The organism is Spirillospora sp. CA-128828, assembly GCF_050945415.1.
Taxonomy (GTDB): domain Bacteria; phylum Actinomycetota; class Actinomycetes; order Streptosporangiales; family Streptosporangiaceae; genus Spirillospora.
In genome coordinates, this window is sequence record NZ_CP191986.1 from 8,019,865 (window position 1) to 8,032,752 (window position 12,888).

Annotated in this window: 10 protein-coding genes and 1 CRISPR repeat array; of the genes, 6 read left to right on the forward strand and 4 right to left on the reverse strand. The window is 71.1% G+C overall.

Annotated elements, in window-relative coordinates; translation table 11 throughout:
* Positions 1–292: 292 nt before the first annotated feature.
* From fxlM to ACQPXG_RS38640, 6 genes are all read left to right on the forward strand, one after another.
* Entirely contained in the window at positions 293–1,516 is a 1,224-nt protein-coding gene (gene fxlM / locus ACQPXG_RS38615) for a methyltransferase, FxLD system (RefSeq protein ID WP_433464090.1), read from the forward strand.
* A gap of 82 nt (positions 1,517–1,598) precedes the next feature.
* On the forward strand, positions 1,599–1,781 hold the full coding sequence (locus tag ACQPXG_RS38620) for an FxLD family lanthipeptide (RefSeq protein WP_433464091.1): 183 nt from the start codon (positions 1,599–1,601) through the stop codon (positions 1,779–1,781).
* A 121-nt stretch (positions 1,782–1,902) separates the two neighbouring features.
* A complete protein-coding gene (locus ACQPXG_RS38625) occupies positions 1,903–4,944 on the forward strand; it encodes a lantibiotic dehydratase (RefSeq protein WP_433464092.1) in 3,042 nt (1,013 codons plus the stop codon).
* Entirely contained in the window at positions 4,941–6,221 is a 1,281-nt protein-coding gene (locus ACQPXG_RS38630) for a lanthionine synthetase C family protein (protein WP_433464093.1), read from the forward strand. Before ACQPXG_RS38625 ends, ACQPXG_RS38630 begins: the two co-directional genes overlap by 4 nt.
* A gap of 14 nt (positions 6,222–6,235) precedes the next feature.
* Positions 6,236–7,081 carry a thiopeptide-type bacteriocin biosynthesis protein gene (locus tag ACQPXG_RS38635; protein WP_433464094.1) on the forward strand — a complete coding sequence of 282 codons (846 nt, stop codon included), beginning with the start codon at positions 6,236–6,238 and terminating at the stop codon, positions 7,079–7,081.
* Positions 7,078–8,322 (forward strand): hypothetical protein, encoded by a 1,245-nt coding sequence (locus ACQPXG_RS38640; RefSeq protein WP_433464095.1) that lies wholly within the window; start codon positions 7,078–7,080, stop codon positions 8,320–8,322. Before ACQPXG_RS38635 ends, ACQPXG_RS38640 begins: the two co-directional genes overlap by 4 nt.
* Positions 8,323–8,350: 28 nt before the next feature.
* Here the strand turns inward: ACQPXG_RS38640 and ACQPXG_RS38645 are convergent, their stop codons facing one another.
* The 4 genes from ACQPXG_RS38645 to cas6e form a co-directional block, all read right to left on the reverse strand.
* Positions 8,351–8,500 (reverse strand): hypothetical protein, encoded by a 150-nt coding sequence (locus ACQPXG_RS38645; protein WP_433464096.1) that lies wholly within the window; start codon positions 8,498–8,500, stop codon positions 8,351–8,353.
* A 149-nt stretch (positions 8,501–8,649) separates the two neighbouring features.
* Positions 8,650–10,816: direct repeats of the CRISPR family, unit length 29 nt; unit sequence GGGACCATCCCCGCGTGCGCGGGGAGCAC.
* A gap of 80 nt (positions 10,817–10,896) precedes the next feature.
* Entirely contained in the window at positions 10,897–11,247 is a 351-nt protein-coding gene (gene cas2e / locus ACQPXG_RS38650; RefSeq protein WP_433464097.1) for a type I-E CRISPR-associated endoribonuclease Cas2e, read from the reverse strand.
* Positions 11,244–12,197, reverse strand: a complete 954-nt coding sequence (cas1e, locus tag ACQPXG_RS38655) for a type I-E CRISPR-associated endonuclease Cas1e (RefSeq protein ID WP_433464098.1) — start codon at positions 12,195–12,197, stop codon at positions 11,244–11,246. The genes cas2e and cas1e overlap by 4 nt, the downstream gene beginning before the upstream one ends.
* A gap of 6 nt (positions 12,198–12,203) precedes the next feature.
* On the reverse strand, positions 12,204–12,887 hold the full coding sequence (gene cas6e, locus ACQPXG_RS38660) for a type I-E CRISPR-associated protein Cas6/Cse3/CasE (RefSeq protein ID WP_433464099.1): 684 nt from the start codon (positions 12,885–12,887) through the stop codon (positions 12,204–12,206).
* Position 12,888 lies beyond the last annotated feature (1 nt).

Consider the following 12,888-nt stretch of genomic DNA (forward strand, 5'->3'; position numbering starts at 1 on the left):
GGGGCCGGGTGTGAATCTGTGTGAACTTCCTGGCCTTTGGGGCGCCGTACGCGTTCTCCTGTCTCCGTGAACCCAACACGGCGGTGCCGGACAGATCTCGGTCGTCGGGCCGCGCTCACGGACGGACTGCCGCCGTCGCGTCTTCCCGGCGGAGGGCGGCACCGTCGTGGAAGGCTGCCCGATGCCCGCCCGTGGAGTCCGGGAACAGCAGAACAGGACTGCGCGGATTTCCCGCCGCTCGTGGAGCGGGCGGGGCCTGGACCGACGTCGAGACGAACTGGGGGAAGGACGAGTGACGGCAACTCGAGAGCGCAGCACGGAGGATGCTGCGGCGTCGCTGCGCGCGGAGATGGTGGCCGAGCTGCGAGGCCCCGATGGCATCGTCAGCGAGGCGGTGGCCTCAGCAATCGGGGTGGTGCCGCGGCACCTGTTCGCACCCGATGTGCAGCTGGAGGAGGCCTACGACCCGTACACCGCGCCGATGGTGAAGCGGGGCGAGGACGGTCTGGCGCTGAGCGTGATGTCGGCGACACATATTCAGGCGGTCATGCTGGAGCAGGCCGACGTGGCTGCGGGGATGCGGGTACTGGAGATCGGTAGTGGGGGCTATAACGCCGCGCTCATCGCCGAGCTGGTCGGGGAGACCGGCGTGGTGACCACCGTCGACATCGACGCCGACATCACCTCGCGGGCTCGGGCCTGTCTGGACTCGACGGGCTACGAACGCGTGAACGTGGTCTTGGCCGACGCCGAACACGGCGTCCCGGGCGGCGCTCCCTACGATCGGATCATCGTCACCGCGGGTGCCTTCGACATCGCCCCGGCGTGGCTGGGGCAGCTGACCGGCGGCGGCCGGATCGTCGTCCCGCTGCGGCTGCGCGGGCTCACCCGCTCGATCGCGTTCGACCGGAATCTGGACGGAATCCTGGTCAGCTCCAGCTACCGGCTGTGCGGGTTCGTTCCGATGCAGGGCGACGGCGCGCATCACGAACTGATCGTCCCCATCGAGGATGGCCTGTTCTTGCACGTCGACGACCGCTCCCAGCGGTTCGACCCTGTGCCGCTGCGCGATGCCGCGGGCGCCGAGCCGCTGGCGGTGTGGTCGGGGCTGCCGTTCGACCTGCCGGACGAGCTGGAGCTGTTCCTGCTCACCAACGCCTCTCAGATCGCGCAACTGCATGCGAGCGCGGAGCTGGTCGCTGCCGGGCGGTTCGACGCCTCGGCGGGCCGGGGCGTGCCCGCGCTGATCGGCGATGGCGGCTTCGCCTACCGCATCAAGCGGGCCAACAGCCAGGTCCCGGGCGGGTTCGAGATCGGTGTGGTCGCGCACGGCCCCAACGCCGAGCGGGTGGCCGAGGAGTACTGCGACCTGCTGCGCCTGTGGGTGCACGGGTTCGCACGGCGGGGCGCGGCGCGGATCCGCTACATCCCTGACGCGGTCTCGGCGGCCGGAGTGGTCCAGGAGGACGTGATCGCTGTGAAGCCGCACGGTGCGGTCACGGTGTCCTGGGAGTGACAAAGCCCCCCGGTGCCGGGGGCGGCACTCGGCCTGCCGACGGCACCGGGCAACCCCGTTTGTCTCAAGACAGGAGGTCTCCATGTCCATCCACTTCGAGGCGCCGACGGCGTCCCCTGCGTCCGCAGCGCCAGCCGCGGGATTGGAGGATTGGGAGCTGGACATCTCGATCGTCGAGTCCGGGCCTGACGCGGACAAGCTCATCAGGATGACCGACGACAACTGCGGCAAGACGTGCCAGTCGGCCTGTACTTCCTGCCCGTAGGCGAGCCCCCGTAGGCGAGCCTCGGCACAGCCGCTGAACCTCTCTGCGCACGGCCGGGCCGCCGCTTGGCGACAGGTCAGGTGGCTCGGCCTTCTTCGTTCCGCTCGCTGGAGGGCACCCGGTGTATCAGCCCCTGGACGCCATCGTCATCCGCGCGTCGGCGCTGTCCGAGCACGAGTTCACCACGTGGCCTGACCTGACCGGCCCCGACGCGGCATCCTCGTGGCGGCCGTGGCTGCAGGCAGTCATGGCCCAGCAGGACTTCGCCGCCGCAGTGCGGCAGTCCAGCCCCGACCTGGCACGCCGGGTCGAGGACATCTGTGCGGGCAAGCAGGTCGCCGAGCCCGCCGCCCGCCGCGCGGTCCTGGCGATCACGCGGTATCTGCTGCGTGCGCAGGGCCGGGCGACCCCGTTCGGACTGTTCGCCGGTGTCGCCGCCACTCGGATCGCCACACGCTCCCAGGTCGCTTTCGCCACCGGCCACCAGGCGGTGGGAAAGGCCGACGCGTCCTGGCTCGCCGCGGTCATCGACCGCCTCGAAGCCGACCCCGCCCTGCTGACCAGGCTCCGGGTCGTGGCCAACAACCTGCTCATCGAACGCGATGGCGACCTGCTGCTGACCCACCGGCCCGCCACCGGGCCCGCCGGCGCCCCCACCCAGGTGCGGGTGCGGGCCACACCCCCAGTCCGGGCAGCCCTGCAAGCAGCGTCCGCACCGATCCTTTTCGCCGACCTGGCCGCCGCGCTCGCCGCCAGCTCACCCGGCGTGCCCGCCCCCGTGATCGCCCAGCTGCTGTCCGGCCTGGTGGCGCAGCGGCTGCTGATCACATCGCTGCGTCCGCCGATGACCGTCACCGACCCCCTCGGCCATCTGGTGGCCGAGCTCGACGCCGCCGCAGCGGTCGATCTGCCCGGTCCGAGCACTGCGGTCACCGCGCTGCGCGACGTCCAGGACGCTCTCACCTCAACGGGCCAGACCGGCCACCTGCTGCAGCGTGCCGAACTCGCGGCGTCGCCACTTGATCTGAGCCCTGGAACGGGTTCCCGCGTGGCGGTTGATCTGCGGATGGAGATGACCGTCACGGTGCCGCCGCAGGTCGCGGCCGAAGCGGCCCGGGCGGCCAGCGTACTGGCCCGTCTGGCCTCCCGCGCTGACCGAGGCGCCGGATGGGCCGCCTGGCACGCAGAGTTCCTCGAGCGGTACGGCCCGCACGCCCTGGTGCCCGTCCTGGACGCGGTCGACGCGAATGTCGGGCTGGGCTTTCCGGCAGGGTTCCTCACCGCCTCCGACGAACCCGCCCCGGAACTGACCCGCCGCGACCACGTCCTACTGGCGGTCGCGCAGAACGCCGCAGCCCGCCACACACACGAGATCGTCCTGGACGACACGCTGATCGCCGACGTGGCCGACATCGACGCAGACACCGCCGCCCAGCCGTCCACCGAGCTGACCGTACGCGTCCACGCCCCCAACCGGCAGGCTCTGGACAGCGGCGAGTTCACCCTGTCGGTCACCGGCGTGTCCCGCAACGCCGGCACCACGACCGGCCGGTTCCTCCACTTGCTCCCCGACCTTGACCGCATCCGGGAGGCATACGCCCGGGCGCCGACAACGACCGGCGGGGCGCTCAGAGCCCAACTGTCGGCGCCGCCCTTGTACCCGGCCACCGAGAACGTCGCCCGCTCGCCCCGTCTGCTGCCCGTCCTGCTGCCGCTCGGCGAGCACCACCCGGCGGGAGACGGCCTCATCGATCTGGACGATCTCGCCGTCACTGCGGACGCGACCCGCCTGTGGCTGGTGTCCCGGTTGCGGCGACGCCCGGTGGAGCCGGTCGCGTTCACCGCTGTCGAACCCACCCGCCAGACCCACCCCCTGGCCCGGTTCCTGCTTGAAGTCCCGCACGCGCTCACCACGCCCTGCGCCGGGTTCGATTGGGGAGCCGCCGCACATCTACCGTTCCTGCCCGCGCTGCGATCCGGCCGGACCCTGCTGTCCCCGGCACGCTGGCTGCTGGCCGACGCCGACCTCCCCGGCCCCACCGCCAGCCCGGCCCAGTGGGAGCAGAGCCTGGCCGCATGGCGCAGGCAGACCGGTCTACCGGCACGCCTCTACGCCGGGGACGGCGACCAGCGGCTCCCCTTGGACCTGGCCGAGGGAGCGCACCGCGCCGTACTCCGCTCCCTACTCAAACCCGGCAGCTCCCTGGCCCTGCGCGCCGCCCCCAACCCAGACAGCAACGGGTGGATCGACGGCCGCACCCACGAGATCGTCATCCCACTGGCCTCCACCCGGCCAGCCGGCCCACCTCCCCCGCTACCGCCGCAGCCGTGGGTTCCCGGCCGCGACCACGGGCACCTGCCCGGCAGGCCCGGCCGCCTCTACCTCAAGCTGTACGGTCACCCCGACCAGCAGGACACCCTCCTCATCCGGCATCTGCCGCACCTGACCGAACATCTGGACGACACAATCCCCTGGTGGTTCCTGCGCTACCGCGACCCACACCCCCACCTGCGGCTGCGTCTCACCACCCCGGCCGCGGCATCCACCGACACCGCCCGCCTGCTGGCCGACTGGACCAGCGGGCTCCGCAAGGCCGGGCTCGTCGGGCGCGTCCAGTGGGACACCTACTTCCCCGAGGAAGGCCGGTTCGGGACCGGCCCCGCGTTCGGGGCGGCCGAGACCTGCTTCGCCGCCGACTCAGCGGCGGTACTCGCCCAACTCACCACCGCCCACACCAGCGGCCTCGACGCGCGTGCACTCATCGCCGCGAGCATGCTCGACCTGGCCACCGGACTGCTCGGCGACGGCAACCAGGCGCGGCGATGGCTCATCGCCCACGCCCGCACCACCAGCACCGCTCCCGCACGGCCCCTCTACCAACAGGCCGTCGCCCACGCAAGCCCCGACCAGGAGACGGTGGCCGCCCTGCCCGGCGGCGACCAGATACTGGCCTGCTGGAAACTACGCCGCGATGGTCTGGCCGCCTACAGGGAGATCCTCACCGCGACCGGCGCCCGGCCCGTCGCCGACCTGCTGCCCGACCTGCTGCACCTGCACCACGCCCGCGCCGCCGGGCCTGACCGGGACAACGAGCTCGCCTGCCTGCACCTGGCCCGCGCCGCCGCCCTCAGCTGGACCGCCCGCACCATGGAGCCCCGATGACAAGCGCACCGACCAGCCCCGCACCCACCGTCATCCCCGCACCGATGAGCCGCGAGGCGGCCGTGCGTGCGGCCGCGCTGGCCAAGGCCACCGCGATCGCCGCGGCCTTGGACGATCCGGCCGCCGCCTGGGAGCCGACCAATGTGGGCACCGGCCGGGGGTGGCCCCAGTCACTGGCGGGCGGCGCCATCGGGGTCGCGCTGCTGCACATCGCTCGCGCCCGCACCGGACACGGCGACTGGCGCACCGCCCACCGCTGGCTGGCCGCCGCCACGCGGGACGCGCTGACCGCGGCCGACAACGCCGGCCTGTACATCGGCGCACCCGCACTGGCGTTCGCCACCCATACCGCAGCCGAAGCGACCGGCCGCTACGGCGCGGCCCTCGCCCACCTCGACGACACCACGATCACCATCACCCGCCGCCGTCTCACCGCCGCCCACGCCCGCATCGACCGGGGCGAGCGGCCCGAACTGAAGGAATTCGACCTGATCCGAGGGCTGACCGGGCTCGGCGCCTACCACCTGCAGCGCCACCCAGACCATCCCGTAACCGGCGAGGTGCTCGCCTACCTGGCCCGCCTCACCCAACCGCTGCCCGCCTACCCCGACCTGCCTGCCTGGTGGACCGACGCCGCACCCAGCGGCGATCCCCACCCCGACTTCCCGCACGGCCACGCCAACCTCGGCGTCGCGCACGGCATCGGCGCCGTGCTGGCACTGATCTCCCTCGCGCTCCTCCAAGGGCATCCGGCTCCCGGACTCGCCGAGGCGATCGAGAGGATCTGCGCCTGGACTGACCAATGGCGGCACGACACCGACGGCACCTGGTGGCCCGGCGTCATCACACCAGACCCGTCATCGCCGCCGCCAAGGCCGCAGCCATCGTGGTGCTACGGCATCGCCGGCACCGGGCGCGCCCAGCAGCTCGCCGGCCTCGCGCTCAGCGACACCACCCGCCGCGCGCACGCCGAGAACGCGATGCTCGCCGCGCTCCGCGACCCCGCCCACCTCGACATGCACGGCACCCAGATCGGACTGTGCCACGGCACCGCAGGTCTACTCCAGTCGGCGTTGCGGATGGCCACCGACGCCGCCACCCCCGCCCTGGCCACCGAACTCCCGCACCTGACAGCGCGCCTCCTCGCCCAACTGGACGGCCCGATCAGCGATCCGGAACTGCTGGACGGCGCAGCCGGAGCCGCGCTCACCCTGCACACCGCTGGAACCGACACCATCCCAGGCCCGGCCTGGGATCGGTTCCTCCTCCTGGCCTGAGGGACCGAACCACGATGGACGACACCAGCCGCTGGAAGCAGATCAACATCGAGTTCGCCGACTGGACGACCGCCGAACCCACCGCCGTGACCCACATCGCACCACTGCTGCTGCAGGCCGAGGAGGACGCCCTGATCACCGGCTGGTTCTTCCTCCGCAAGGCCCCTTGCTGGCGGGTCAGGTACCTGCCCGGAGCCGATCCCGACGCCACCGAACAGCATTTTCAGGCCCAACTGCGGGCGCTGGCCGACACCGAGCGGATCACCGGATTCCAGACGGTGATCTACGAGCCGGAGACCCGAGCCTTCGGCGGCACCGCCGCCATGCAGGCCGCCCAGCACCTGTTCCACCGCGACAGCCGCCATCTGCTCGCCTACCTCGCCACCACCACTCACCAGGCACGGCATCGGCGTGAACTCGCTGTGCTCTTGTGCTGTGCCCTACTGCGTGGTGCCGACCTGGACTGGTACGAGCAAGGCGACGTGTGGGCGCACGTCGCCGAACACCGCCCGCCCGACGACCAGCTCCCACCCGCCCGCCTCGACGCACTCGAACCCGCCGTGCGGCGGCTGCTGTCCGTCGACACCACACCCCTGCTCGCCGATGGCGGCACCCTCGCCCACGCCGCCGCCTGGATCGACGCGTTCGCCGCTCTCGGCCACCAGCTCGCCCATCTCGCAGCCACAGGCCGGCTGCACCGCGGTGTGCGCGCCGTCCTCGCCCACCACGTCGTGTTCACCTGGAACCGGCACGGGCTGCCCTATCCGGCCCAGGTCCTCCTGGCCCACACCGCCCAGCGCGTGGTCTTCGGCCCCGACCCCGCCACCGCCCGCCAGCAAACGCAAGGCACCACGTCATGACCACCCTGCCCGCGCCGACGCTCTCCTGGTTCCCGCTCGTGCCCCGGCCCCGGCCGCCAGGCCTTCCCCTCGCCACCCGAATCGATCAGCTACGCGACCTGGCCGACCAGCCTGGCATCGGCAGCCTGATCGAGCAGCTGACCCAGGCGGCCGAGATCTGCAACAAGTCGGCGCTCATCGCCTCCGACTGCGGGCTCCCCGACCTCGCCCGCTCCCTGTGCTGGTCGCAACACCAGCTGTTCGACCATGCGCGACCGCTCCCCGCATCAGCTGCGAAACTCGCCCTGCAGCCGCTGCTGAACATCCCCCGCCAACTCATCCGCGAAGGCGACGGCGACGGCGCCCACGCCATGCTCGAAGCCCTCTTCCACACCGCACGGCACAGAATCGACACCGTGATCAACGGACGGACCGTCAGCCTCCGAAACCTCACCTGTGCCCCAGACGACCACAAGACGGTCTGCACACTCGTGTGGGCAGCGCTGCTGGCCGACGGCACCCGCGCCCTGGCCCAGGCCGGACGCTGGAAACAAGCGGCCGAACGCTCAGCCGCCCACCGTGGCGTCGGCTCGCGGCTGCTGGACGGCCGGCAGATCACCATCCTCGCCCAACTCCAGAACGGACAAGTAGACGAGGCGACCACCCTGGTCGAGCAGAGCACAGTCCCCGAACCATGGGAACGGGCGGTGCAGAGCCTGCTGCGCGTCCTCTGTCAGCGCGCAGCCGGAGCCCACGCCGAAGCGGATACCGAGGCGATGCTCACAGCGGTGCTCACCCTGATGAAACAACCCGATCCCGCCACGACGGTTTTCCGCAACCGGCTTGGATTGGCCGCTGTCGACCTCGCCGACGCCTGCGGCACCCCACGGCAGTCCCAGCTGCGCCACACGCTCATCGACGCCGCCCAACACGACGCGTACGCAGCCCGAGACACCCTCGCCCATCCGCTGATCCACCCCGTGATCACGGCCGCCCAGCGCCGCGACCTGACCGATCTCATCCACGCATCCGGACTCGACACCGGCACAATCCCCCAACCGCTGCTCAGCGACCTGGCGGCCGCGGTGTCGGCGGCGGAGCACCGGCTGCGCACCCTGTTGGAGGGGAGCCAGCGAGATCGACCGGGGATCACAGGAGCTTGGGTCGGAGCAGGTCCGCCTTCCAGAAGCGATAGCTGCACAGCATCGAGAACATCCGCCGGAGCTTCGAGACCGGCGGACACCCCACCTGACCGAACCTGATCCGACCATCAAGGACATTCGTGACCGATCACCGCGGCTTCGGCCACGCCGAGTCCAGCGCCTGCCGCACCGTCGGGTGCGAGACACCGTGCTTGCGCATCACCGCCCGGATCGACAGCCCGTCCCGCACATCACGGCGGACGGCCGCGTAGAGCTCGGTCTTGGACTGCCGCGCCATCCAGGCCCCCTCACGGTGGGTGACACGGCAGATACTCCCACCGCAAGTCCCGAGGTGTTGCTGAAACTCGTGAACACGGCAACCCGACGATCAGGGGTGTTGCTCAAACTCATCGACAAACGTTGCCGCTAGACGCGGACGAAACCACTGGGACCATCCCCGCGTGTGCGGGGAGCACTCATCAGGCACCACGCCCTCCTCGTGCCGGTCGGGACCATCCCCGCGTGCGCGGGGAGCACCGCCGGTTGCAGGGTGTGGCTCGTGAGGGTACGGGACCATCCCCGCGTACGCGGGGAGCACCGGGAATGCGGTCCGGGAAATCAAAGGGGTTCGGGACCATCCCCGCGTGCGCGGGGAGCACTGCTCGCGAACCAGAGCGCCCAGCTTGTTGCGGGGGACCATCCCCGCGTGCGCGGGGAGCACCGCGCTGTGTTGCACGAACCTTGCGTGATTAAGGGACCATCCCCGCGTGCGCGGGGAGCACGTCGTGGTACCGGCGGTAGAGCCGGTCCAGTCGGGGACCATCCCCGCGTGCGCGGGGAGCACTTGATCGAGTTCCACACCGGCTTGATCACGGTGGGACCATCCCCGCGTGCGCGGGGAGCACCCGCCGAGGGTGAGCGTCACCGTCTCGCCGTTGGGACCATCCCCGCGTGCGCGGGGAGCACTGCAAGTCCTGGTTCAACAAGAGGGCGACGGCGGGACCATCCCCGCGTGCGCGGGGAGCACATCTCGGGAGAGTCGGGGTCCGGTCGGGGGCTGGGACCATCCCCGCGTGCGCGGGGAGCACTTGTGGCGGAGTGTGAGCAGATACGGAGCGTGGGGACCATCCCCGCGTGCGCGGGGAGCACGCCAGGGCCGCCAGTTCGGTGCGTGCCGCCTGGGGACCATCCCCGCGTGCGCGGGGAGCACCAGGGGCCACGCTTACCCCTGATCGGGCAGTTGGGACCATCCCCGCGTGCGCGGGGAGCACGGCACCGATTTGGAGATGCAGTCCGGGCGACCGGGACCATCCCCGCGTGCGCGGGGAGCACACCGTGTCACCTGGGTTAACCCCGTCGAGGGCGGGACCATCCCCGCGTGCGCGGGGAGCACCCAAACGGGCCATCACCGGACCGGTGGAGCCTGGGACCATCCCCGCGTGCGCGGGGAGCACCTCCCGGCCTGGTAGGCGGCGTGCCCGTCCAGGGGACCATCCCCGCGTGCGCGGGGAGCACGAACAGAGCCTTCTCGGGCGGCCGGGGCAGCTGGGACCATCCCCGCGTGCGCGGGGAGCACTGCGGCGAAGCGGCAGGCGCAGGCGTCGGTTGAGGACCATCCCCGCGTGCGCGGGGAGCACTCGCGCCACTTGAGGTGGTAGAGCTTGCTCTTGTGGACCATCCCCGCGTGCGCGGGGAGCACCTCTCCCAGATGATCTCCATGCGGGGGCCGCCGGGACCATCCCCGCGTGCGCGGGGAGCACGCAGGTCACCCCCGATACCGGGGGCGAAACCGGGGACCATCCCCGCGTGCGCGGGGAGCACGCCGCGCTGGGCGAAGTAGGCGTCCATCGTCAGGGACCATCCCCGCGTGCGCGGGGAGCACGGTCCGCAGACCCTTTCCGCGTGGCGCATGCTGGGACCATCCCCGCGTGCGCGGGGAGCACTCAACCACGGTCTTCTGACCGCCGGACGCCGGGGGACCATCCCCGCGTGCGCGGGGAGCACGGCCTGTAGCGCGGCGCGTTCTACGTCGTCGCGGGACCATCCCCGCGTGCGCGGGGAGCACTGTGGGCGCCCCAGGCGCACCACCCGAGGGCGGGGACCATCCCCGCGTGCGCGGGGAGCACCTTACAGACGGTGTCTGCGGTTGCGGCGCGCCGGGACCATCCCCGCGTGCGCGGGGAGCACGCCCATGGGGCACCCGGAACGACCTCGCCGCCGGGACCATCCCCGCGTGCGCGGGGAGCACCAGGTCGGCGGCGGGTGTTCCGGTGGCGCCGGGGGACCATCCCCGCGTGCGCGGGGAGCACCTCGATCGGAGTTCCCCGAGTGATGGAGAGCGGGGACCATCCCCGCGTGCGCGGGGAGCACCCGACCACGAGATCAACGACTCCCACCCGCTGGGGACCATCCCCGCGTGCGCGGGGAGCACTAACCGGGTTGGTTTCCGGGTGCACCGGGTTGGGGACCATCCCCGCGTGCGCGGGGAGCACCCACCGCCGGCCTTGCCCGGGCGGGATCGCCGGGGACCATCCCCGCGTGCGCGGGGAGCACGCCTCCGTGGCCTGCCCGTTGAGGGTCTCGTCGGGACCATCCCCGCGTGCGCGGGGAGCACCCTGATTGACCTGCAGGTTTATCGGCCGGGACCCTTGTTTGGAAGCACTTTGCGAGATTCCGGCATTTCGGACATCGGGGTTAGTGCTTGCCGTAGCGGCGGCGTTTGGAGGCTTTGCTCCAGCCGGTTGGTGGGGGTTTGGACGAGACGGCTGGCTTGGTCTTGGGGCGGCGGATCAGGGTGAGGCCTTCGTGGTCGACGGGTTCCCATTTGTGGTCGCGGGTCTCGAAGGTGAAGCCCTGTTCGTTGTTGGTGGTGTAGGCGAGCAGTGCGCGGCCGGTGTCGGCGTACTGGTGCACCTCGTCCCAGAGGGCTTGCCTGATGCGAGCCGACGGGCCTCCGATGAAGACGCCGGGTGAGATCTCCATCAGCCAGCGTGTGAGGAAGCCGCGTAGGCCGGCGGGACAGTTGGTGAGGATGATGATGGTCACCAGTACACGTCTTCGGCGTAGTTGCGTCCGGACTCGATGTTCATGCCGTGATCGCTTTGCAGGGTGACATGGTCGGTGTCGTCGCCGGTGGGGTCGCCTGGGGTGTCGTTGGGCAGGAGAAGTCTCTTGATGTCTTGGACGCAGCGGCGGAGCAGGCCGACGTCGTTGACGCGGTCGCGGAGGGCGCGGCGGGTGCGTGAGCCGACGTCTTCGGGACTCTCGGCTGCGACCTCGAACGCGACGGGGATGGCGATCTCGGTCTTGTAGAGGTCGGCGACGTCCAGGACGAAGGCGAGTTCGTGGCCGGAGTGGATGAATCCGAGGCCGGGTGAGCAGCCGAGTGCGGCCACGGTGGTCTGGGCGATGCCGTACATGCATTGGGCGGCGGCGGTGACGGCCTGGTTGGCGGCGTCGCCGGAGTCGAAGTCGCCCGGAGCGTACTGGCGGCCGTTCCAGGTCAGGCCGACTCGGGTTGCCTCGTAGCGGTAGCGGTCTTTGACGCGTCGTCCTTCGCGGCCGAGGAGTTCGTGGCGGCTGAGGCCGGAGGGGTCTTCGCCGGGGAACCGCATCCGGTACATGGCGCGGGCGATGTCCAGGCGGGTGCGGCGGTTGGCCCAGGCGGTGGCTTGGGCTTCGACCAGGGCGGAGGAGCGGTTGAGGGATCGGCCGCCGGAGTAGAAGCGGACTCCTTGCTCGCCGACCCAGACGACTCCGGCGCCGCTGTCGCCCAGGACGCTCATGGCTTGGTGGGTGACGCGGGTGCCGGGGCCTAGCAGGAGGGTGCCGATGGTGGCGGACGGGATGTGGGTGATGCCGTCGGCGTCTTCGGCGGTGATGGCGTTGTCTTCGCGGTGCAGGGTGCAGCGTTCGAGGTAGATGAACGAGAGCCGTTCACCCATTCGGGTGAGTTCGCGGGGTGAGGAGGCGCCGCGTTTGCCGACGGTGGACATTGGGGATCAGGCCGGGGCGAGGGTCATCAGGCCGCAGCCGTAGGCTTTGGCACGCCCGAGGCCGTGGGTCAGTGTGGCGCGGAACGCGTCGGTGTCGGTGATCTCCAGGCGTCCGTCGAAGGTCACGGCGACGAGCGTGACCTGTCCGCTGTTGCCCTTCCTTGTGAAGCCGAACTGGCGGTGGCCGTGGATGAGCAGGTCGTGGGTGTCGCGGCCCGGGGCGAGTTGCTTCTCTGGAGGCTTTTCCGCGACTTTGAATCCTGCCTTGTCCTCCTGTTTCAGCAGCCAGCCCAGTTGGTGCGTGGGGCCGATGTGTGCGGTTACCTTGGTGGGTTCGCCGGTTTTGCGGCGGATGTTGTGAACGGGGTTGGCGGTTAGTCTGAAGCTCCAGGTGTCGCCCTTGGTCAGGCGTTTGAGGAACGGCGCGTAGTCGAAGGTCTCCCAGCGGGCCGTGGTGGGCCAGCCGGCCTGCTCGACCAGGTGGGTGAGGTCGGGCCGCATCGGGCTGACGATGCACAGATGGGTGTCGGCGCCGCTGTTGCGGTCGAGCCGCCAAAGGACGCGGGGGCCGTCGGGGGCGGGGGCTTCGGCGAAGGAGGTCATGACGGCCGCGTGCATGGTCTGGGGGGAGGCCAGCAGCTTGCGGGCGCCGACGCGTCCGGTGTTGATGCGGAAGCGCGACAGGTACATG

What these genes read in the sequence shown, in the direction of transcription:
- ACQPXG_RS38620 (WP_433464091.1), top strand. Translation starts at nt 1,599, where the DNA reads ATGTCCATCCACTTCGAGGCGCCGACGGCGTCCCCTGCGTCCGCAGCG.
- ACQPXG_RS38630 (WP_433464093.1), top strand. Translation starts at nt 4,941, where the DNA reads ATGACAAGCGCACCGACCAGCCCCGCACCCACCGTCATCCCCGCACCG.
- ACQPXG_RS38635 (WP_433464094.1), top strand. Translation starts at nt 6,236, where the DNA reads ATGGACGACACCAGCCGCTGGAAGCAGATCAACATCGAGTTCGCCGAC.
- ACQPXG_RS38640 (WP_433464095.1), top strand. Translation starts at nt 7,078, where the DNA reads ATGACCACCCTGCCCGCGCCGACGCTCTCCTGGTTCCCGCTCGTGCCC.
- ACQPXG_RS38645 (WP_433464096.1), bottom strand. Translation starts at nt 8,500, where the DNA reads ATGGCGCGGCAGTCCAAGACCGAGCTCTACGCGGCCGTCCGCCGTGAT.
- cas1e (WP_433464098.1), bottom strand. Translation starts at nt 12,197, where the DNA reads ATGTCCACCGTCGGCAAACGCGGCGCCTCCTCACCCCGCGAACTCACC.
- cas6e (WP_433464099.1), bottom strand. Translation starts at nt 12,887, where the DNA reads ATGTACCTGTCGCGCTTCCGCATCAACACCGGACGCGTCGGCGCCCGC.